We start from the raw sequence: 21538 nt of genomic DNA, 5'->3' as shown, positions 1-21538 counted from the left end.
AAAGAGCAGAATGGTGTAAAGTAAAATATCTAAAGCAAAAGGAGCATATAGTATCTGGATTATTATGAGAGGTCCATTAGACAATAAAATATGATAGATAATAAAATATGATTAAGTTATAGAAATTAATCTCCCCTTAATACAGACAGGTTCTGGGTCTGCCGGGGGAGATTTTTTGTGTTTCATTAAATTTTTGGCAAAATCCTGCATAGATAATTTTGCTTTTATAAGGTGAATTTTGTATAATTAAAGCAGATAAGTTGAATATACAGATCTGCTAAATCTGGGGGAAAATTATGGAAGAGGACAAAAAAATAAAATTTTGAAGCAGCTTCATATCAATCACTTGTAATAAGAAAGTTTCTTGATTTTAAGTATTATTTAAATATAAATCAGGAGTCGTTTAAGGAGATAATTTTGAATGGTTAAAAAAGAAATTGTTTTAGAGAGAGGTGATTTAAATTAAAAGACTTTATCGTTCCAGAAAAGATAAAAAGATAGGTGGAGTCTGTGGTGGTGTGGCCGAATATTTTAATATTGATCCAACTCTGGTAAGGCTAGCAGCGATAATATTTATTTTTGCTACAGGTGGAGGAGGATTAATAGCTTATTTTATAGCATGGGCCATTATTCCAGACAGGCCGCCTGGTTCTGCAGGGAGATCTGAAAACAGATCTAACAATTATTATGCAGCAGAGAAAGAGGCTGATCCACATTACAGAGAGGATCAGCAAAAAGAGGATAATCGGCCCGGGCAGTAAGCAGGAAAAGATTTTACTAAAAAGCATTAGAGATTATCTGTGCTGTCAGGAAAAATATTCTTTAAATTTTGTTGAAATTCTTCCGGCCTATAATCCTGATAGTGGTCGATTAAGTAAAGAACATTATTCAGCTGTTCTTTACTTATAGTACCTTCCTGATAAAGATTGCGGTAGGAATTAGCAAAAGATAAAATAACCTTAAGATCAAGTTTATCACAGTTCATCATCAGGAATCATTCCTTCCAGAGACATGTTTTCGGGGTCAGCAAAACGTATAAATTCATCTTCAAAGTAAAGCAAAATTTCTCCAGTCTGCCCTGTACGCTGTTTAGCAATAATTACATTGGTTTCATTTTCTGTTCCATCAGCTTCAGCTTCTTCTCTGGCTTTAGCAGAAGTGTGTGCATAGCGGTAGAGGAATATAACCCCATCTGCAACTTCTTCAATATTTCCGGAATCACGCAGGTCAGATAGAACAGGTCTTTTGTCTGTCCTGCCTGTAAAGCTTCTGCTTATCTGAGAGATGAGTAAAATAGGTATATCCAGTTCTGAAGCTAAATTCCTCAGCTGAAGAACTATTTCTCCTACAGCCCGAGCTGTATTCTGAGCATGTTCTTCCGGCAGCTGGATCATCTGCAGATAATCGACAACAGCAAGATCCATTCCATTCATTTGAGCTTTAAATTTGCGCAGCCGTGCCCTTATCTGAGCTGTGTTTAAACCTCTTTCATCTGAAATCATAAGCGGCAGATCGTGTAAATTATCCAGGGCTTTAGAAATCCGCTGATCTTCCTCATCATTTGTTTCTCCCTGATTATATTTCCAGCCATTAACCTGTGCTTCCTGTATGATCATTCTGTCTATTACCTCTGATGCATCCATCTCCAGACTTATAAGAGCAACCCGAGCATTTCTCTTCAGCACATTTTTGGCAATATTGATGGCAAAAGCAGTTTTTCCCATACTGGTCGAAGCAGCTATTACATTAAGGTGGCCGCGTTTAAAACCACCGATCAGATTATCTAAGGAGATAAAACCACTCCGCAGACCTACATCGGTTTTTTTGTGTTTGCGGTCCATATATTTAGAAAAAGATTCCATAAGTGCATCTTCCATGGTATAAACATGCTTCTGCAGATCATCACTTTCACTGGTGGCTTCAAAGATAAGTTCTTGAGCTCTTGCCTGATAATCATCAATAGAAAGATCTTTAGAGTCAGCCAACTCATTTATCCGGGAGGCTGCTTTTTTTAAAAGTGAGCGCTGATAATCTTTTTTTATCAGATCTACTGTTGGTTTTAATTCATCTTCTGAGTTAAAACCTGAAGTAAGCCTTTCTATAACTTCTTCTGGCTCAGATACCGCATTCTGATCCTGTAGATCTATCAGCAGTTTGGTTCTGGAAATCTGATTTTCGTGATAGTACTGTTTTAAAAGCATGTCAAAAATTATCTGTGCCTGTGGATCGGAAAAGTGTTTTACTTCCAGCAGATCGGCAACTTCATCTATTTTATCTGGGAACTGAAGCAGTATACCCAGAAGCTGATATTCTTTTTTGTTAAAACGATCTTCGTTTTTATTTAATGAGCTTAAATTACCTGACATATCTAGGCCTCCTGCTGTTCATCTATGATTTTAATTCTTACATTACCTGCTAATTCAACATATTCGTTCATTTCCAAAAGGCGCTGGAAGATCCGCTCTCCCATGATCGGGAATCTTTTTTTGAGATTTTCGAGAGAATAATTGGTAGAAAGTATAATCGGCCTTTCTTCACGGTAGCGTTTATCTATAATCTGGTAGAGAATAGAAGCTGCAAAATCAGATGCTTTTTCTGTGCCCAGGTCATCTATCAGCAGTACCGGTATATCCTGAACATCATTGATTATCTTTTTTTCATCCTGACTGGGATTTTCTTCATTATATGTACTTCTTATCTGCTGAAGGAGATCTGAGTAAACAATATAGCGGAATCTGATACCTCTATCAATTAAAGCATTTGCTATACAGCCTAAAAGGTAGGATTTTCCACTTCCAATCGGACCTTCAATAATTAGGCCGCGGTTAAATTCATTAATTTTAAAGTTCTGCACAAAGGTTGCTGCCATTTTGTAAATTTTCTTTGCATTTTCAAAATAGCTGAGTTCAGAGTTTTTCATAATATTATGTTCATAATAGTTCAAATTGGAACTGCTGAATGTGGCACTGTGCAGATGTGAGGGCAGATTGCCTGCCAGCTGTTTTTTCTTTCTGAGCTCATCTTTAATACAGCTGCAGACTACATATTTTTGACCATCATAGATTCTGCCTGTATCATGACATTTCTCACAGTCCCAGTCAGGTTCTTTATAATTAAGAGATATATCATTTTTCTTGAGAATTGCATGATACTGCTTTTCCAGTTCTTTTATTGCACCTTCCAGCTCTTTTATTTCATGTTTCTGCATCTTATTTTTATTAAAAATCCCGACCTTAGCCATAGAATACTCTCTTTTTAAGGACTGAAGGTAGCTGTAGGCCTGTTTTACTTCTGGATATTTTTTATGTATTTTTATCATTCTTTTTTCTGCTTCCAGATATTTTTCTCTGGCCTTACCTCTGTACTTATCGGCCTCAAAAGAAAACGGCATCTGCTTCACATCCTTTATTTTTTATATTTATCAAAATCGATAAAAAAGTCCTTCCATTTATATTCTTCAGCTTCATCAGTGCTGTCCTTTTTAGTTTTACTGCTGCCGGAATTATTATTTCCTGAGTTTTGTGCCGGACTGCTGTTCATTTCTTTTTCCAGCCAGCGTTTAAACTCTGCCCTGTTTTTAATACCTAGTTCTTTAATAGGATTGATAAAATTATCTTCTATATATTTTAAAGAAGGCTGACCATCTCTTTTGCGGCGCACAGCTTCGCGGATAGCTGCAAGTGCCAGATCTTTGCTGAGAGCCTGACTACCGGTAATCCAGTTTAAAAAAGTTTTAAGCTGGGCTGTATTGAGATCAGACCTTCTAATACCATAAGCCTGTGCCAGCTCTTTTGTCTCCCGGTGGAGCCTATCCTGTTCCTGAAGCTCTTCATAGCTGGTTATTTCATCTTCATACCAGCTCTGAATGATTGCTCTAAGATAGGCATATGCACCCTGCATATAATCACTTCCACCCTGACGATCCATCCACTTATCAACCCGACGAACCAGTTCTTTTAACATTTTGAGTTCAAAATCTTCCAGCCACCCGTTTATTTCATCCCTCCGGTAGCGGCTTCTGCTGTCTGGAGGGATAAAAGAAATAATAGCTGCTGCAATTTCATTTTTGGAGACTTTATTTGAGCGGATAATTTCTTTTCTCAGCTCTCTGCCCTTATGCTGAGGGACATCATCTTCCTTTTTAGGTTGAGCTTCAGCAGAAAGAAGGACATCCAGATGAATAAAATAAGTTTTTAAAGAACGTGTTTTTTCTCCTCCTTCAGAAATAATAGATTTGTCTTCAAGTTCTGAAAGGGCATATTTTAATTGAGATATTTTAAGCCCCAGTGCTGCGGCAGTTCTGGGAATCTCTATTACAGCTTCACTCTGCTGCTCTCTGTGGGTAATAAGATAGATAAAAACTTTAAACTCCAGACCATTTAATTTGCGGAAAATTCCCTTTTCTATAAAATTATCAGCAATATTGACTGTCTGACGGCTTTCTCCATCTGTAAAGTTAATATTTTTTCTATATGGATTAAAATCTTTCTGTTTTATCATCCCTGTTCTTCCTTTCATTTTGTAAGGTGGATCAGAGGGTACAAAAATTCACTCATATTATAATTATAAGATAACAAAAGCCAATAGTAAACCAAGAGTTTTATATTTTTAAGTGCTGATATAAAAATAACAGCAGAAATCGGCTGTTTAGTTTAATTTTTTGCGGATAACCATTATAATATTAAGTAAAGGGAAATGTCAATAAAAGAAAACTAGGAGTTTCCCAAAAATTTATTTTCAAGCTGCAAAAAGGGGGCTTTAGTCATCAATGAAATTTTTAGATTTATCTAAAACTCAATTCGGGTGTGAAATAGGGCACACTAATCAATGAGTCCTCCTGACTCATGATTAGCTCACTCCATCCTGCAGTTCAACCCTATTTCTTCCTTCATTTCGTTAAGATTCATTGACTAAAAATTTCAATATTCCTGCATCTCCCCTTTTTGCAGCAGTATATAAAAAATGGGGAAAGTCCAGAAGAAAACAACTGGACTTCCGCCTATTTCTTGACACTGGGATATCTATCTGCTAATATTAAACTGGATTAAAATGTTTAAATAAGTTTAGAAAGGAAGATTGAATTGCTGCCTAGATACAGCAGACCTCAAATGGAGAGGATCTGGAGTGAGGAAAATAAGTACAAAATATGGCTTGATATAGAAATTGCAGTTCTGGAAGCCAGAGCTGAACTGGGAGAGATTCCAAAAAGTGATGTAAAAAAGATAAAAGATAATGTTCGGCTTGATCTGAAAGAAATAAAAGAAATTGAGAAGACAACAAGACATGATATGATAGCTTTTATTGAAGGTATTTCTGCTTCATTGGGAGAGGAAGCAAGATTTATTCACGAAGGACTCACTTCTTCTGATATTAAAGATACAGCAAGAGCAGTACAGATGAAAGAAACAGTAGAGCTTGTGCTGGAAGATTTAGGGGAGCTATCAACTGTTCTGGGAGCAGAGGCAATAGAACATAAAGATACCATAATGGTGGGAAGAACCCATGGGGTACATGCAGAACCAATTACCTGGGGACTTAAGGTTCTTACCTGGTATCAGGAAATAGGAAGACATATTTTGAGATTTGAACAGCTGCTTAAAGTAGTTGCTGTGGGACAGATTTCTGGTGCTGTTGGTACATTTGCCAGCATAAAACCTGAAGTAGAAGAGATAGTCTGCAGAAAGCTTTCTCTCAAGAACGCTGCTGTTACAAGTCAGATTCTTCAGCGTGACCGCCATGCAGATTTTATTGAGAGGCTGGCCCTTGTGGCAGCATCAATAGAAAAATTTGCCACAGAGATTAGAAACCTGCAGAGAACAGATATTCTTGAGGTAGAAGAAGGATTCCGCAGAGGACAGAAAGGTTCATCTGCCATGCCTCACAAAAAGAATCCCATTATCTGTGAGAGGCTGACAGGGCTGGCCCGGGCTGTACGTGGTAATGTAATACCTGCTTTAGAAAATGTAGCTCTCTGGCATGAGAGGGATTTAACTCATTCTTCTGCTGAAAGAATAGTACTTCCTGACAGTGCAGTTTTGATAGATTATATGCTGGTTAAATTTAAGGAAGTTATTGAAGAGCTGGTTGTAAATAAGGATAATATGCTGGATAATCTTGAAAAAACACATGGACTTATCTTTTCTCAGCGGCTGATGCTTGCTCTGGTAGAAAAGGGTCTGCGCAGAGAAGAAGCTTACGAACTCGCTCAGCGGAATGCGCTTAAAGCCTGGGATAAAAAAGAAGATTACAAAAAACTTGTACAAAATGATAAAGAGATAATGGAAATTTTAAGTGAAGATGAACTTGATAAAATATTTGACTGGCAGGCGTATTTAAAAAATATAAATTATATTTATAAAAGAACGGGATTATTAATATAAAAAAGAATTATGTAAATATGAGAGGAGGAAGTCCGCTTATTTTAGGATAAACGGATGAATATATGGCAAATAAAGTAGTGGTTGGTGCTCAATGGGGAGATGAGGGGAAAGGCAAGATAACAGATATGCTTGCCAGAACAGCAGATATTGTAGTAAGGTATGGCGGCGGAAATAATGCAGGACATACAGTAATTGTAGGTGACGAAAAATTTGAACTACACCTCATACCTTCTGGTATTCTTTATCCCAAAAAAAAATCTATTTTAGGTGGTGGAGTTGTTATAGATCCGGCTGCTCTGGTAGAGGAAATGAAAGGGCTGGAAAAGCGAGAAGTAAATCTTAAAAATTTCTATATTAGTGAAACCGCTCATGTAATAATGCCCTACCACAGACTTTTTGATAAGCTGGAAGAAGAAAGAAAAGGGGATGAAAAGATAGGCACCACCGGTAAAGGTATTGGCCCCTGTTATACAGATAAAACTGCAAGGCGCGGTATCAGAATAGCAGATATACTTGATAAAAAGCGCTTTAAAAAGAAGCTGGAAAAATCCCTGGCATATCACAATCTTATTCTGGAAAAAATATATGGTGTTAAAAAACTGTCTGCAGATGATCTTATTGCAGAATATGAACCATATATTGAAAAGATCAAAAGCCATGTCTGCAACACTTCTCTATTATTAAATGAAGCATATAAAAGGGGAGAAAAAATCTTTTTTGAAGGAGCACAGGGCACTCTGCTGGATGTTGATTATGGGACCTATCCATTTGTAACATCTTCCAATCCAACTGCAGGTGGTGTCTGTACAGGAACAGGTATGGGTCCGACCACTATTGATAATGTAATCGGGGTTACCAAAGCCTATCTTACAAGAGTAGGAGAAGGTCCATTCCCCACAGAACTGCACGGTGAATGGGGAAAATTTTTGCGGGAAAAAGGACATGAATATGGTGTAACAACAGGTAGGCCGAGAAGATGTGGCTGGTTTGATATACCTGTATTAAAGCATTCAGCAAGGGTTAATGGACTGACTGAGATTGCTCTGACCAAACTTGATGTACTTTCAGCTCTCAAAGAAATAAAAATCTGTACTGCATATAAACACGGCAGTAAAACTGTAGAAGAATTTCCACCCTATTTAGAAAGTGAAATACCTTATGAACCTGTTTATGAAAGCTGGACCGGCTGGGAGGAAGATATAACAGGCTGCCGCAGATATGAAGAGCTGCCGGGAAATGCAAAAAGATATGTAGAACGTATTGAAGAACTCAGTGGTATTCCGGTAAAAATAATAGGTGTTGGCCCAAAAAGAGAAGAAGCAATAGTTAGATAAGTTAGATAAGGAGGGAGGATCAGTTTATGAAGGTTTTAGTTGTCGGCAGTGGTGGTAGAGAACATGCATTAGTCTGGAAAATATTCCAGAGTGAACGGGTGGAGGAGATCTATGCCGCACCAGGAAATGACGGCATGTCCGAACTTGCCTCACTGGTGGATATTGCTGCAGATGATATTGAGCAGCTGGCAGATTTTGCAGAAGAAAATAAAATAGATCTCACAGTAGTGGGGCCGGAAGAACCTCTGGTGGCAGGTATTGTTGACTATTTTGAAGAGAGGGGTTTAAAGATATTTGGCCCTAAAAAACAGGCTGCTCTGCTGGAAGGAAGCAAAGTTTATGCAAAAAATATTCTTAAAAAATATAATATACCGACAGCTGAATTTGAAATTTTTACTGATCCTGATTCTGCACTGGACTATCTTAAAAATGCTGATTACCCGATTGTCATTAAGGCTGAAGGGCTGGCCCGCGGTAAGGGTGTAATTCTGGCTCATAACTTTGAATCAGCTCAGGATGCTGTAGAGAGAATTATGGAAGATAAAGTTTTTGGAGATGCAGGAGACCGTATTGTAGTAGAAGACTTTTTGCAGGGTGAAGAAGTATCTGTTTTTGCTTTAAGTGATGGAGAGACAATGCTCCCCTTTTCCACAGCCAGAGATCATAAGGCTGTTTTTGATGGTGATGAAGGACCCAATACCGGTGGGATGGGAGCTTATTCCCCCTCTCCATTTGTGGATGAGAGAATAATGGTAGAGATATGTGAAAAAATTCTGCTCCCTACGTTTGCTGCCTTTGAGGCGGAAAATATTGAATATAAGGGTGTATTATTTGTTGGTATTATACTTACCGAACAGGGGCCAAAGGTGCTGGATTATAATGCCCGTTTTGGTGATCCAGAAACTCAGGTTATACTGCCCAGGTTAAAAGAAGATCTTATAGATCTTCTGGAAATGGTTATTGAAGGTAAATTAGACAAAAAAGAGAAAATAGAATTTGACAGTAAAGCTGCTGCCTGTGTTGTACTCTGTTCTGCAGGATATCCGCTGACATATATTGGTGGTAAGGAAATAAAGGGAATTGACAGATTAAAACATTTTGATGATCTGCTGTTATTTCATGCCGGCACACGTTTGGAAAACGGGAAGTTTATAACCGATGGAGGCAGAGTGCTTAATCTTACTGTACTTACTGAAGGATTATTTTTGGCAGTAGATAAAGTTTATCAGTATATCGAAGAAGTAGAATTTGAAGACATGCACTACAGAACTGATATTGGCTTTACTGCTATGCAGTTAAAGAGAGAAGGCTGATTGGGCAGAATAAAAATAATTAAATATTAATATTTCTGGACTTTCCCCATTTTTTATATACTGCTGCAAAAAGGGGAGATACAGGAATATTGAAATTTTTAGTCAATGAATCCTAACGAAATGAAGGAAGAAATAGGGTTGAACTGCAGGATGGAGTGAGCTAATCATGAGTCAGGAGGACTCATTGATTAGTGTGCCCTATTTCACACCCGAATTGAGTCTTAGATAAATCTAAAAATTTCGTTGATGACTAAAGCCCCCTTTTTGCAGCTTGAAAATAAATTTTGGGGAAACTCCTATTAATATTTTACTTGCATTTGGCCTCTCTGATGTTATAATATAAATATAAGTTGAGCATTTTACTTATATTTATATTAATTATTTTATTGATTATAAATATCTTCAGGGAGGTTTTTTTATTATGTTTAAAACGTTTAAAGCTGATATAGATGCTGTTTTTGATAGGGATCCTGCTGCAGATAATCTGCTGGAAGTTATACTGACTTATTCAGGGCTGCATGCACTGCTTTTTCACCGCTTTTCTCACTTTCTTTACAAAAGAGGTTTGAGAACGTTACCCAGAATCATCTCACAGCTGACCAGATTTTTAACCGGAATAGAGATTCACCCAGGTGCTGAAATTGGGCAGGGATTTTTTATTGATCATGGTATGGGAGTTGTAATAGGAGAAACTGCCGAAATAGGTGATAATGTAACATTGTTTCAGGGTGTTACACTTGGTGGAACAGGCAAAGAAAAAGGTAAGCGCCATCCGACCGTTGGAAATAATGTAATAATCGGTGCTGGGGCAAAGGTGCTTGGATCCATGAAGATCGGTGATAATGTAAAGGTGGGTGCAGGTTCAGTTGTGCTCAAAGAAGTAGAAGCAAATGCAACAGTTGTAGGAGTACCGGGACGTGTTGTTGCCCAAAATGGCAGGAAAATTCATGCAGAAAGAGATCTGGAACATGCGGATCTGCCTGATCCGATTAAAGAAAAGATGATGGAACTGGAAAAAGAATTAATAGAGCTGAAAAAGAAACTGGTAGAGCAGACAGCTTACGAGAATATAAGTTGAATCATTTTTAACAGAAAATGACAGAAAATGCAAAAATCATCTCTAACTTTTTAAAAGTCTGGAAAAATTTATCAGCCAGTTTAAGAATATATATAAGGTTTGTGTTAAAATAATCCTGCAGGAGGAATTATTTTGAAATGTAAATTATGTGGAAGTACAGCAGAGCGCCGGCAGGATGAGCGGCGTTTTTTTCAATGTCAGATATGTGGTTTAATCTTTAAAGATGAGAAATATATTTTGACTGCTGAGGCTGAAAAAAAGCGGTATCAGGAACACAATAATTCTATTAAAAATGAGGGTTATGTCAATATGTTCAGGCAGTTTCTGGATTCAGCTGTTCTGCCTTTTGCTGATCCTGATGGTGATATGCTTGACTTTGGGGCTGGCCCTGGCCCAGTTTTAGCAGAGCTTGTGGGGAGAGAAGGGTTTTCCACTACAATTTATGATCCGCATTTTTTTCCTAATCTTGATTATAAGGAAAAGAAATATGATTTAATCACTTCAACTGAGGTTTATGAGCACTTTTTAAATCCGCACAGAGAAATAGAGCATCTATGCTCAATTTTAAAAGATGGTGGACTGCTGGCAGTGATGACTAATTTTTATACTGAGGCTGACAGTTTTGCAGACTGGTGGTATATAAGAGATGATACACATATAAGTTTATACAGTTTAAAGACCTTTCAGTGGATTGCAGATAATTTTCCACTTGAGATTATTTATACAAATAATAAAAATTATATTACTTTTAGAAAAATATAAAATACGAAAGAGCAGTATAAAAACTGCTCTCTTTTTTTATAAAAAAATTAAGTCCTGACGGTGGGGAGCCATCAGGACTTATCACAGGGGAAATCTATTTTATCTCAATTATGAGTAAATGTCTGTACTTAAATATCTTTCACCACTATCTGGTGCTATGACAAGAATTCTTTTATCCTTATCAAGGTCTAAAGCCAGCTTTAAGGCTGCAGAAACTGCTGCTCCAGAAGAAATTCCGACAAATATACCTTCTTCAACTGCTAATTTGCGTGTGGTTTTAAATGCCTCTTCGTCACTTACCTTTTCTATCATATCAATTAAATCTATATTAAGTACTTCTGGTATAAATCCAGCTCCAATACCCTGTATTTTATGGGAGCCTGCCTTTTCGCCCGATAAAACCGCAGAATTTTCAGGTTCTACAGCAACAATTTTAATATCTTTAATCATGTCTTTAAGGGTTTTTGCTGTACCTGTGATAGTACCACCTGTACCAACACCTGCAACAAAATAGTCCAGATTACCGCCAACAGCAGAAATTATTTCCCTTGCTGTTGTACGGGCATGTATATCAGGATTGGCCGGATTTTCAAATTGATCGGGAATAAAGCCGCCTTTTTCGGCTGCAATTTCTTCTGCTTTAGCAATTGCTCCTTTCATACCTTTATCTGCAGGAGTTAGGATAAGTTCTGCTCCATATGCTTTAAGGAGTTTTCTCCTCTCACTGCTCATGGATTCGGGCATTGTTAAAATTACTTTATATCCTCGAGCTGCTCCTACCATGGCCAGTCCAATACCAGTATTACCACTGGTAGGTTCAATAATGGTGTCACTCTTTTTTAACTTTCCTGATTTTTCTGCCTCAATTATCATATTATATGCTATTCTATCTTTAATACTTCCACCAGGATTAAAACTTTCCAATTTTAAAAGCACTTCTGCATCATTTTCAGCTGTGAGCTTATTTAATCTAACTACAGGAGTACTGCCAATCATTTCTGTAATATCATCATAGATCTTCATCCATAAAACCTCCTCAATAATAAACTTGACTACTTTACTTTAATTTATATTATATTATAGATGAGTGTTTTTGTCAACAAAATATTTATAAAAAAAGTTTCCCCAAAATTATTTTTAGAGCTGCAAAAATGGGGAAACTCCTTAATATTTATAAAAAACTGCCAAAACTGCTGCTATTTTTTTACTAAGGATGAAACGGAGCACAGGTAGAGGGGCGTTTTTAACTGCAGCTATCTTCTCCGGTGAATTCTGTACAAATTTTCCAGATTACCAGCCTCTATTGGCCATTTTTTCAGCCTCTGTAAGGCCATTGATATCAAGACCTGACATTGCCTTACCAAGATCTTCAGAAACCTCTGCTATTATTTCGGCATCCTGATAATGTTTTACTGCTTCAACAATTGCCTTTGCTCGTCTGGCAGGATTCCCGGAGCGGAAAATACCTGAACCAACAAATATACCATCACAGCCAAGCTGCATCATTAGTGCTGCATCAGCAGGAGTGGCAATACCACCGGCAGCAAAATTAACCACAGGTAGTTCAGCATTTTCTGCAACATATTTAACAAGTTCAAAGGGAGCTTTCATATCTTTAGCAGCAGTCATTAATTCTTCACTGCCCATCTGGGTTAAAGCACGCATCTGAGATGTTATTTTTCTAATATGGCGTACAGCTTCAACTACATTACCAGTGCCAGCTTCACCTTTAGTTCTGATCATTGCTGCACCTTCACCTATTCTGCGGAGTGCTTCACCTAAATTGCGGGCACCACAGACAAAAGGGATTTTAAATTGATTTTTATCAATATGGAATTCTTCGTCAGCAGGGGTAAGTACTTCACTTTCGTCTATGTAATCAATAGCAAGTGATTCTAAAATCTGTGCTTCTACAAAATGCCCGATTCTTACCTTTGCCATAACCGGGATTGATACGGTTTCGACAATTTCTTTTATCATTTTAGGGTCAGACATACGGGCAATACCACCATCTTTACGGATATCAGCTGGAACTTTCTCCAGGGCCATAACAGCCGCCGCCCCTGCATCTTCAGCAATTTTTGCTTCTTCTGCATTTGTCACATCCATAATTACTCCACCTTTTAACCTCTGAGCTAAGTCCTTGTTAACATGGTTATTTTTTGACATTTTAATTCCTCCTAAGTTGATTTTTTAAAATTGTAATGATACAATATAGGTAAATAAAGCTTTTTTTAGCTTCAAACTAATACAATTATAGAATAATATAGTACAAATTGTCAATGGTATAATACAAAATAATATAATTTTTATTGTGCTAATATAATTTGGAAAAGGTTAATTAATTAAATGGTGGTAAATTATATTTAGTGTTAAACAATTTTGTAATAGAAGGAGAAGGAGATATGCTTAAAATTAAAATCGATAAAGAAAGTAATACGCCTCTTTATCTACAGCTTTACAGAAAGCTAAAAGAGAAAATAGTAGATGAACTGAGTGCTGATACAAAGCTGCCGCCAATTAGGAAGCTGAGCGATATGCTGGGGATTAATCCGGCTACTGTTGTTAAAGCATATGATATGCTGGCCCAGGATAATTTAATTTACAAAAAAGTTGGTAGTGGTAGTTTTGTTGCACCAGCTGCAGTTTCAGCAGGCTTTAAAGAAGATAAAAATGACAGTATGTTAAATCATGGCCAGATAAAGCTAGATAAGAGCATTAATTTTGCCAGTGCTACACCAAGTACTGATCTTTTTCCAGTAGATGATTTTAAATATGCCATAAATCATGTTTTAGATAGAGATCAGGGTGAAGCTTTTACCTATCAAAAAAGTCAGGGATTTTTACCTTTAAGAAAATATATTCAGGATTATTTAAAGAGTAAAAGTATTTATAATAATTTAAAAGAAATACAGATTGTTTCTGGTGCACAGCAGGCGATCGATATAATTGCCAAAATACTGCTGGATTATGGTGATAAAGTTGTTGTGGAAAAAGCCACTTATTTCGGAGCTTTACAGGCTTTTGCTTCTCGGAAAGCGGAAATAAAAAGCATAGAGATAAAAAGAGATGGACTGGATCTTGATGAACTTGAAGATTATCTTAAGAAAAATAAGATTAAGCTTTTTTTCACCATGCAGAATTTCCAGAATCCAACTGGTGTTAACTGGAGCAGAGAAAAGCAGCAGCATCTTTTAGAACTTGCCGAAAAATACAACTTTTTTATAGTAGAGGATGATCTTCTTTCGGATCTTTACTATACTGAAAATGCACCATCTATTCTTAAGCAGCTTGACAAAAATGAAAGAGTAATTTATATTAAGAGTTTTTCTAAGGTATTTATGCCGGGATTAAGGCTGGCTTTGATTGTTCTGCCCCAAAAACTTCTTCCAGAAATGCTGGAAACAAAGTATGCAACTGATATTTCTAGCGCTGGATTAACTCAACGAGCTTTTGATTATTATCTAAGAGAAGGATTTTTTGAAAAACATATAAGCTTAAAAAGGAATTTATTTAAAAAAAGATTTGAAGTAATGTCAGAAGAGATTGATAAAAAACTGCCAGAAGAGATAGAAAGTTTTATTAAGCCTGAAGGCGGCCTTTATTTCTGGCTGAAATTACCGCAGGGTAAAGATAGTAGCAAATTATACGAACAGGCTGCAGAAAAAGGAGTTGTTTTTTCTCCTGGGTATTTATTTACTGCTTCATCTGCAAAATCAGAGTATTTTCGGCTGAGCTTTGCTGCTGTAGATGAAAAAGAGATTAAAAAAGGGATGGATATTCTTAGTGAAGTAGTTAGAGATTATCTGGGAAGTTCTGATGAAGATGATTTTAGTCCTCTTCTTTAAAAAATTATCATTAAAAAGAAAACTCACTCTAAATTTTTATTTTGATTTAGGGGAAAAGATTAACAGCTGCTTTTTAAAAATATTTTTTCTTTATGCAGGAAAAAATTGCAAACTGTCGAATTATGTATACTGGAGTGTTAAACTCTAAAAATGAGGAGAGATAGAAATGTCCCAATTTTTTGCTAAAGTATTGACAACGATGGTGGCTTTACTGCTGGCAGCTTATGTCTTACCAGGGATTACTGTAACGAGCATCTGGGCAGGATTTTTTGCAGCAGTGGTATTAGGTTTTATAAATGGGTTTTTGCGCCCTATATTTACAATTCTTACTATTCCTTTTACGATATTGACATTTGGACTATTTTTGCTGGTGATAAATGGAATCATGCTTGCCTTAACTGCAGTTTTAGTACCTGGTTTTATTGTTCAGGGTATATTTTCAGCAATTTTAGGGTCTGTAATTATCAGTCTTGCTTCTAGTATACTGCATGGATTTTTAGAATAGATTTATCAGTAAGATATTGTATTAAAATGATTATTTATTATTGATGTTATTATTTTTAAAGCCCTCAAGTAGGGCTTTTTCATTTATTTATCTCATGTTTTTGGCTATAATGTGAACCTCTCCACCTAAATCACAGGTTTAGATGGAGTTTTCTTGGCTGTTTTAGATAAATAGTTTTGATTAGAATACAAACTGATCTGATAAAGTTTGGCCAAATTTAGCTATTTTAAGAAGGAATTAAATTAAATCTGTATAATATAGAAGTAAGAAGGAGTGAAAGTAATGTTTAAAAAATATTCATCTGTAATATTCTTAATAATATTTACTATTATTATGCTTACTCTTACAGCAAATGCTGATAGGCTTTATCTCAACTCTGGAGAAAATTATTTTGGAGATGTATTAAATGAATATCTGGAAATAAAAACTCCATATGCTGATATAAGACTGGTGGAAGTTTACCTTACAGGTGTTGAAAACAGAGGGGATAGTTTTGTTATTGCAGCTGGAGATAGAAATATATTTTCGGGTAAAATAATAGGGGAAGCCCTTGTTTTTGATGCTGAAGGAGAAATTTTAACAATCAAAAATGAAGATATAAAAAGAATATTGTTTGATAAAGTAAAAAAAATAGCTGCAGATAATAAAACAGTGTTTAAAATGAACAATAAGGACTCTTTTTTAGGTAAATTGATGAATAAAACTATAACTATAAAAAGTCCTTTTGGCAGTAATTTAGAAATTGCATCAGATCAGATTAAAAACATTAAATTTAACAGTGGGAATAAAGCTGTAATTATGTTAAAAGATGGCAAAAAAAGAGATACTGAGATCACACTTAAAACTTTTGTAATAAAACCGGGTGCAGGCCGCATATTTTCTGTTAATGCTTCTGATTTAAAGGAGATTAATTTTTAATAACAATTTTTAATAGACTTTCCCCATTTTTTATATACTGCTGCAAAAAGGGGAGATGCAGGAATATTGAAATTTTTAGTCAATGAATCTTAACGAAATGAAGGAAGAAATAGGGTTGAACTGCAGGATGGAGTGAGCTAATCATGAGTCAGGAGGACTCATTGATTAGTGTGCCCTATTTCACAACCGAATTGTGTTTTAGATAAATCTAAAAATTTCGTTGATGACTAAAGCCCCCTTTTTGCAGCTTGAAAATAAATTTTGGGGAAACTCCTTACAATTTTTATACTTGATTTTTATCTTTATTTATTTTAATATAGCTTTATCATTGATAATAATTTATTGGAGGGATATTGTAGTGGATGAGAACAATGAAAATATAAGAACTGAATATTATGATGAATATGAAATAGATTTAAGAGAGTATATAATGCTTTTGTGGGATAATAAATGGTTTATTGCTGGACTAGTTGCTGCTGCTTTAATAATAACATTTTTTTATAGCTTTTTTCTAGCTGGCCCAGTTTATGAAGCAAAATCAACACTGCTTATTTTGCCCCCTAAATATAAGACCTCGTTAGAAGTTTCTACACTGCCGATTGAAACATACAAAAATCTTGCGACTACAGATACAATTAAACAGTCAATTATAGATGAATTGGATTTGAAAAATGAAAAAAATGAAAAATTGACTACTGCACAGCTGGAAAGAATGATGCATATAGAAGTAATTATTGGAGGAGCATCCGATAATTCTCAAGAAAATGCTCCTTTGATTGTGCTTACAGTCAAAGGAAAAAATCCAGAATTGATAACAAAAATGGCAAATCTCTGGGCTGAAAAATTTATTAGTGATAGTAAACAAATACGAATTGGAGAGATTCAAGAAGTAAGTGAAGTTATACAGAATCAGTTTTCAGAAACAGAAATTAAACTTAAAAATTTAAAAGATGAATTACTGCAGTTTAAAAAAGAACATAGATTGAGGATAGCAAATTCTGAATTAAATTCTAAACAAAATAAACTTGATAATTTAAATAATAGAATTGTAGATTTGAAGTCTGAATTAGGATCACAAAAAGCAGTATATACCAATTTGCAAAAGCAGATTAATAATTTACAGAAAGAGGGATACTGGTCCGGTGATTTAAATCTGGATACAGATAAGAATAACGAATTACAGATAGCAAAAAATAATTATCTAAAAACAGAAAATAAGCTGCTTGATTTTAATAAAAATAATAATTTAGAATTAATGAAACAGGAAATTGAACTTAAGCAGAATAGAATACAAAGATATAAAGAAATGATTTCTAATTTAAATAATAGTCTGCAAAAATTAAAAGAAGAAAATAAAAATATTAAAAATATTTTAGATAAAGAACCGGAAAAATGGAATTTAAATAAAAGTTTAAGCAATGATGCTTTTTGGGAAAATATACTAAATAAAGAGAAAATAGAGATTCTTAAAGATTTACAACTAAGTAATGAAATTATAAATCCTGTATTTCAAAGGTTGAAAGTAAGATATTCAGACAACAAAGTTACTTTAGAAACTTTACCACAGGAAATAGAATATTATAGAAGTGAACTTAATAATGAAGTTATGGAATTAAATAGATATAATGCCAGATATAAAGAGCTTAGTATTAAGAAAGATCATTTAGCAAGTGATCTGGATAAATATAAAAAAATATATTTAAATCATGCAAATAAATATAAGGAACTACTTGCTGCGGAAATGAATACAAAACTTGAGGTTGAATCATTAAGTGCTCAACTTGATTTTTATCAAGATTCTAGAAATAATTTAAAAGTAGAAATAAAAACACTGCAGAACAATATCTGGAAAGCGGAAAACATTCAGGACAGACTTCAGCAGGAAATTGATAATGTAAAGAATACATATTCTATGCTTGCTAAAAGAGTAGAAGAAGCAAGAATAGCAGAAGCCCAGAGAACCAGTGATGTTAAATTCTTTGCAAAAGCTGTAGAGCCAACAGAACCAGTAGAAAATAATTTGAAATTAAATCTTGCCATTGCCGGAGTACTAGCCTTAATGCTGGGAGTATTTATAGTATTCTTTAAAGAATTTATGAAAGAAGAATAGAAAAACTTATAATTAATATAAATAATCCCCTTAAAGTGGACAGATTAAACATTGAAAATCTGTTTACTAAAAAGGGGATTTTATAATAAATCATCTTTTTCCACAGCTCTTGTTATTTCTACGTTAAAATTACTCATCAAGTTTTATTCCTGATTTTTCTGCATAATCTCTTAAATTTTTTGTTCTACCATTTTCATATTCTTGTTCAGAATACTCACGAAGAACAACTACAGGATCTTCTACGGCTCTGATAAATTCAATTTTGCCTGGTTTTAAATTCATAAATAAAGTATCTCCATTTTCAATTTGTGCAGTTTTGCGAGCTTCTTTAGGAATAGTAATTCGACCTCGGGAATCAACTTTAACTGTAAGTTTTTTGCTCAAAGTAAACACCACCTTTTAATCATTTTGTGGGTTTTACCCACAATTAAATTATACATCATATAAATTAACAAAGCAAATAATCACAGCCTTTATTTTTCTTTTTTTTATGATAGAATATATGATAGAGGTTAAGAAATTTTGACAAAATATTTCATATTGAATTAAATACTAATAACTGAAAATTATAAAGAAATTTTTTGTACATATTTTTAAAATTAGCTGTAAAGGAATGATAAAATGAAAATTGCTGTTGCAGGAGCAGGTTATGTAGGGCTATCCAATGCCGTTTTACTTGCTCAGAACCATGATGTTACTATTGTTGATATTGTTGAAGAAAAAGTTAATATGATCAATAATTTAAAATCACCGATTGTTGATCCAGAATTAGAAGATTATCTGGCCAATAATGGCCTTAACTTAAAAGCCACTACTGAGGGATATAAAGCTTACAGGGAAGCTGAAGTTGTTATTATTGCAACACCAACAAATTATGATCCAGAACAGAATTATTTTAACACCAGAACAGTAGAAGCTGTGATTGCCAATGTTCTATCACTTAATGAAGATGCAGTTATGATTATTAAATCAACTGTACCGGTTGGTTATACAGAAGAGGCCAAAGAAAAGTTTGATACAGAAAACATAATTTTTTCTCCTGAATTTTTGCGGGAAGGGAAGGCACTTTATGATAATCTTTATCCTTCAAGAATTATTGTGGGAGAAAGGTCAAAAAGAGCAGAAGAATTTGCATCATTACTTGTAGAAGGTGCCAAAAAAGAAGATATACCTGTACTTTATACTGATCCTACTGAAGCAGAAGCAATTAAACTTTTTGCCAATACATATCTGGCCATGAGGGTTGCTTTTTTTAATGAACTTGATACCTATGCTGAAATGCGGAATCTAAAAACAGAGCAGATCATAAAAGGTGTTGGACTTGATCCACGGATTGGAGACCATTATAATAATCCTTCTTTTGGTTATGGTGGTTACTGTCTTCCTAAAGACACAAAACAGCTGCTGGCCAATTATGAAGATGTGCCAAATAATATTATGCAGGCAATTGTTGATGCCAATAGAACCAGAAAAGACCATATTGCTAAAATGATAATAGAGAAAAAGCCAGAAATAGTTGGTGTATATCGTTTAACTATGAAGAAAAACTCTGATAACTTTAGACAGTCTTCAGTTCAGGGTGTAATGAAGAGAATAAAAGCAAAAGGTATTGAAGTAATTGTTTATGAGCCAGTACTGGAAGAAGAGGAATTTTATCGTTCCAGAGTAATTAAAGATTTAGACGAATTCAAAAAAGAAGCAGATGTCATTGTGGCCAATAGAATGGCTCCAGAATTAGAAGATGTTGAAGATAAAGTATATACGAGAGACCTGTTTAACAATAATTAAATAATAAAGAATGGGAGGCAGTTCCTTTTTATGGAGCTGTCTTTTTTAGTTTGCTGTGATATAATAAAAATAGAACAATAGAAAGGGGAGAGTAATATGGTGGATAAATATCCTCTTTTATACAAACCTAAAAAATCTAGAGAAAAGGTTGAAGAAAAAAGACAGTTAGCACTTTTTAAAGCCAAAAAAATTGCGGAACTTTTATATAGAAAATATAATGTTAAAAAAGTAATTTTATTTGGTTCTGTGCTTAAAAGTGAGGATTTTTCTCTGGAATCTGATATAGATATTGCAGTTGATGGTTTGAAGGAGGAATTATTTTTTAAAGCTTATGGAGAAATAAGTTCACTATATAAAGGGATATCTGTTGATTTTATTGATGTTAAAGATTGTAGAGAGTCTATTAAGGAATCAATTTTGAATAATGGGGTGAAATTATGACTGAGAAAGCTTTTTTAACATTAATTTCTAGAATTGATGATGATCTAGAAGAACTCATATTATTAAAAAATAAAATTGATAGAGCCTGGGAAAAATATAATATGGAATCAGAAGAATTTTATTTAGATAGTGTTGCACTCAATCTGCATGGTTTTTACTCTGGACTTGAGAAGATATTTTTGTTAATTGCACGGGAAATAGATGAGAGTGTACCGGAAGGTGGTTCATGGCATCAGGAATTATTAGAGCAGATGGCTATAAAAATAAAAAAGATACGTCCTTCTATTATTGATAAAAATACTAAAAAGATACTTGATGAATATCGAGGATTCAGGCATATAGTAAGGAATGTTTATTCTTATAATTATTCAGCTAAAAAAATTAAAGTTCTTGTAGAAGATCTTGATGAAAATATTGATAAAATAATTGGGGATATTAAAAGGTTTTTGGAGTTTTTAGAAGAAGAAACCAGCTATTAAAAGGAAAATATATCTAATTCTTAATAAGGGAGATTGGTTTTGAATACTATATGTATTAATATAATACTTGAAGCACTAAACATAGTTTTGATATAACAGCTAATACAGCATGTGGAAACTATTAAGAGATAGGTGGTGAAGACTTTGGATCAGGAACTTCTGGATAGTATTCGAGAAATAGTATGTGAGGAAACAAAGAAAATTGTTCGTGAAGAAACCAGAAAAATAGTTCGCGAAGAAACCAGAAAGATAGTGCGTGAGGAAACTGCAGATATGAGAGACGATATCTCATCACTTAAAACAGATGTCTCTTCACTTAAAACAGATGTCTCTTCACTTAAAAAACAGGTTAGTGAAAATACCCTTATACTTAGATCTTTGGAAGAAAATAATGAAATTCGCAGTGCACAGATGGACAGGATGGAGAATGATATAGCTCATCTCCTGGGGAAGTATGAAAAAGTAGATGAACTTGAGGATAGATTTATCCACCATACACATACAATAGTTATCGAAACAGGAAAACCTGAAGAAAAAGCCAGTTAATTATATAATGAATTTATAAAGCAGTCTTTTCCAGGC

General features: G+C 34.7%; 21 protein-coding genes. 14 read left to right on the top strand and 7 right to left on the bottom strand.

The annotated features are described in order from the left end of the window. Window positions 1-518 precede the first annotated feature (518 nt). Window positions 519-761 carry a PspC domain-containing protein gene (locus DER71_RS03710; RefSeq protein ID WP_233487033.1) on the top strand — a complete coding sequence of 81 codons (243 nt, stop codon included), beginning with the start codon at window positions 519-521 and terminating at the stop codon, window positions 759-761. Window positions 762-787: 26 nt separating this feature from the next. On the opposite strand, the gene DER71_RS03705 is transcribed toward DER71_RS03710, so the two are convergent. Genes DER71_RS03705 through DER71_RS03690 form a run of 4 tightly spaced genes read right to left on the bottom strand, consistent with a single transcriptional unit; the run spans window position 788 to window position 4500 of the window. Beyond that, window positions 788-988: a hypothetical protein gene (locus tag DER71_RS03705; RefSeq protein WP_114458531.1), complete on the bottom strand. Its 201-nt coding sequence runs from the start codon at window positions 986-988 to the stop codon at window positions 788-790. Then, window positions 975-2366, bottom strand: a complete 1392-nt coding sequence (locus tag DER71_RS03700) for a replicative DNA helicase (RefSeq protein WP_114458530.1) — start codon at window positions 2364-2366, stop codon at window positions 975-977. The genes DER71_RS03705 and DER71_RS03700 overlap by 14 nt, the downstream gene beginning before the upstream one ends. A 2-nt stretch (window positions 2367-2368) precedes the next feature. Next, window positions 2369-3391: an ATP-binding protein gene (locus DER71_RS03695; RefSeq protein ID WP_114458529.1), complete on the bottom strand. Its 1023-nt coding sequence runs from the start codon at window positions 3389-3391 to the stop codon at window positions 2369-2371. 14 nt (window positions 3392-3405) lie between these two features. Beyond that, window positions 3406-4500, bottom strand: a complete 1095-nt coding sequence (locus tag DER71_RS03690; protein WP_114474326.1) for a DnaD domain protein — start codon at window positions 4498-4500, stop codon at window positions 3406-3408. 581 nt (window positions 4501-5081) lie between these two features. On the opposite strand from DER71_RS03690, the gene purB reads away from it, so the two are divergent. The 5 genes from purB (at window position 5082) to DER71_RS03665 (ending at window position 10867) form a co-directional block, all read left to right on the top strand. Beyond that, the gene (purB, locus tag DER71_RS03685) at window positions 5082-6380 is read left to right on the top strand and encodes an adenylosuccinate lyase (RefSeq protein WP_114458527.1); all 1299 of its coding nucleotides are present in this window, start codon (window positions 5082-5084) and stop codon (window positions 6378-6380) included. Window positions 6381-6442: 62 nt separating this feature from the next. Continuing rightward, window positions 6443-7714: an adenylosuccinate synthase gene (locus tag DER71_RS03680; protein WP_114458526.1), complete on the top strand. Its 1272-nt coding sequence runs from the start codon at window positions 6443-6445 to the stop codon at window positions 7712-7714. A gap of 26 nt (window positions 7715-7740) precedes the next feature. Further along, window positions 7741-9027, top strand: coding sequence for a phosphoribosylamine--glycine ligase (purD, locus tag DER71_RS03675; protein WP_114458525.1), 1287 nt, complete (start codon window positions 7741-7743; stop codon window positions 9025-9027). A 421-nt stretch (window positions 9028-9448) separates the two neighbouring features. Further along, complete coding sequence (cysE, locus tag DER71_RS03670) at window positions 9449-10105, top strand: serine O-acetyltransferase (protein WP_114458524.1); 657 nt, start codon at window positions 9449-9451, stop codon at window positions 10103-10105. 132 nt (window positions 10106-10237) lie between these two features. Next, on the top strand, window positions 10238-10867 hold the full coding sequence (locus tag DER71_RS03665; RefSeq protein WP_114458523.1) for a class I SAM-dependent methyltransferase: 630 nt from the start codon (window positions 10238-10240) through the stop codon (window positions 10865-10867). Window positions 10868-10975: 108 nt separating this feature from the next. On the opposite strand, the gene cysK is transcribed toward DER71_RS03665, so the two are convergent. Together cysK and pdxS are read right to left on the bottom strand one after the other, a co-directional pair. After that, window positions 10976-11890, bottom strand: coding sequence for a cysteine synthase A (gene cysK / locus DER71_RS03660; RefSeq protein ID WP_114458522.1), 915 nt, complete (start codon window positions 11888-11890; stop codon window positions 10976-10978). A gap of 267 nt (window positions 11891-12157) precedes the next feature. Beyond that, window positions 12158-13036 (bottom strand): pyridoxal 5'-phosphate synthase lyase subunit PdxS, encoded by an 879-nt coding sequence (pdxS, locus tag DER71_RS03655; RefSeq protein WP_114458521.1) that lies wholly within the window; start codon window positions 13034-13036, stop codon window positions 12158-12160. Between the two features lie 236 nt (window positions 13037-13272). On the opposite strand from pdxS, the gene DER71_RS03650 reads away from it, so the two are divergent. The 4 genes from DER71_RS03650 to DER71_RS03635 all read left to right on the top strand — a co-directional run bounded on the left by DER71_RS03650 (window position 13273) and on the right by DER71_RS03635 (window position 18248). Beyond that, window positions 13273-14715, top strand: a complete 1443-nt coding sequence (locus tag DER71_RS03650; protein WP_114458545.1) for a PLP-dependent aminotransferase family protein — start codon at window positions 13273-13275, stop codon at window positions 14713-14715. Between the two features lie 166 nt (window positions 14716-14881). Further along, window positions 14882-15220, top strand: coding sequence for a phage holin family protein (locus tag DER71_RS03645; RefSeq protein ID WP_114458520.1), 339 nt, complete (start codon window positions 14882-14884; stop codon window positions 15218-15220). A 282-nt stretch (window positions 15221-15502) separates the two neighbouring features. Further along, window positions 15503-16138 carry a hypothetical protein gene (locus DER71_RS03640; protein WP_114458519.1) on the top strand — a complete coding sequence of 212 codons (636 nt, stop codon included), beginning with the start codon at window positions 15503-15505 and terminating at the stop codon, window positions 16136-16138. Window positions 16139-16496: 358 nt separating this feature from the next. Beyond that, window positions 16497-18248 carry a GNVR domain-containing protein gene (locus DER71_RS03635; protein ID WP_158531751.1) on the top strand — a complete coding sequence of 584 codons (1752 nt, stop codon included), beginning with the start codon at window positions 16497-16499 and terminating at the stop codon, window positions 18246-18248. A gap of 129 nt (window positions 18249-18377) precedes the next feature. Here DER71_RS03635 and DER71_RS03630 read toward each other — a convergent pair whose 3' ends face one another. Then, window positions 18378-18632 carry an AbrB/MazE/SpoVT family DNA-binding domain-containing protein gene (locus DER71_RS03630; RefSeq protein ID WP_114458517.1) on the bottom strand — a complete coding sequence of 85 codons (255 nt, stop codon included), beginning with the start codon at window positions 18630-18632 and terminating at the stop codon, window positions 18378-18380. A 237-nt stretch (window positions 18633-18869) separates the two neighbouring features. Between DER71_RS03630 and DER71_RS03625 the strand changes: the two genes are divergently transcribed. The 4 genes from DER71_RS03625 to DER71_RS03610 all read left to right on the top strand — a co-directional run bounded on the left by DER71_RS03625 (window position 18870) and on the right by DER71_RS03610 (window position 21502). Further along, complete coding sequence (locus DER71_RS03625) at window positions 18870-20036, top strand: nucleotide sugar dehydrogenase (RefSeq protein WP_114474324.1); 1167 nt, start codon at window positions 18870-18872, stop codon at window positions 20034-20036. 96 nt (window positions 20037-20132) lie between these two features. After that, window positions 20133-20477, top strand: coding sequence for a nucleotidyltransferase family protein (locus DER71_RS03620; RefSeq protein WP_114458515.1), 345 nt, complete (start codon window positions 20133-20135; stop codon window positions 20475-20477). Continuing rightward, the gene (locus tag DER71_RS03615) at window positions 20474-20956 is read left to right on the top strand and encodes a hypothetical protein (RefSeq protein WP_199505595.1); all 483 of its coding nucleotides are present in this window, start codon (window positions 20474-20476) and stop codon (window positions 20954-20956) included. Before DER71_RS03620 ends, DER71_RS03615 begins: the two co-directional genes overlap by 4 nt. A 144-nt stretch (window positions 20957-21100) precedes the next feature. Further along, window positions 21101-21502 carry a hypothetical protein gene (locus DER71_RS03610; protein WP_114474323.1) on the top strand — a complete coding sequence of 134 codons (402 nt, stop codon included), beginning with the start codon at window positions 21101-21103 and terminating at the stop codon, window positions 21500-21502. The last annotated feature ends 36 nt before the right edge of the window (window positions 21503-21538 follow it).

This window comes from Halanaerobium sp. DL-01 (genome assembly GCF_003338615.1).
Lineage (GTDB): Bacteria > Bacillota > Halanaerobiia > Halanaerobiales > Halanaerobiaceae > QPJE01.
The sequence above is the reverse complement of the archived record's forward strand: the minus strand, read 5'-3'. Positions and strand labels throughout refer to the sequence as shown.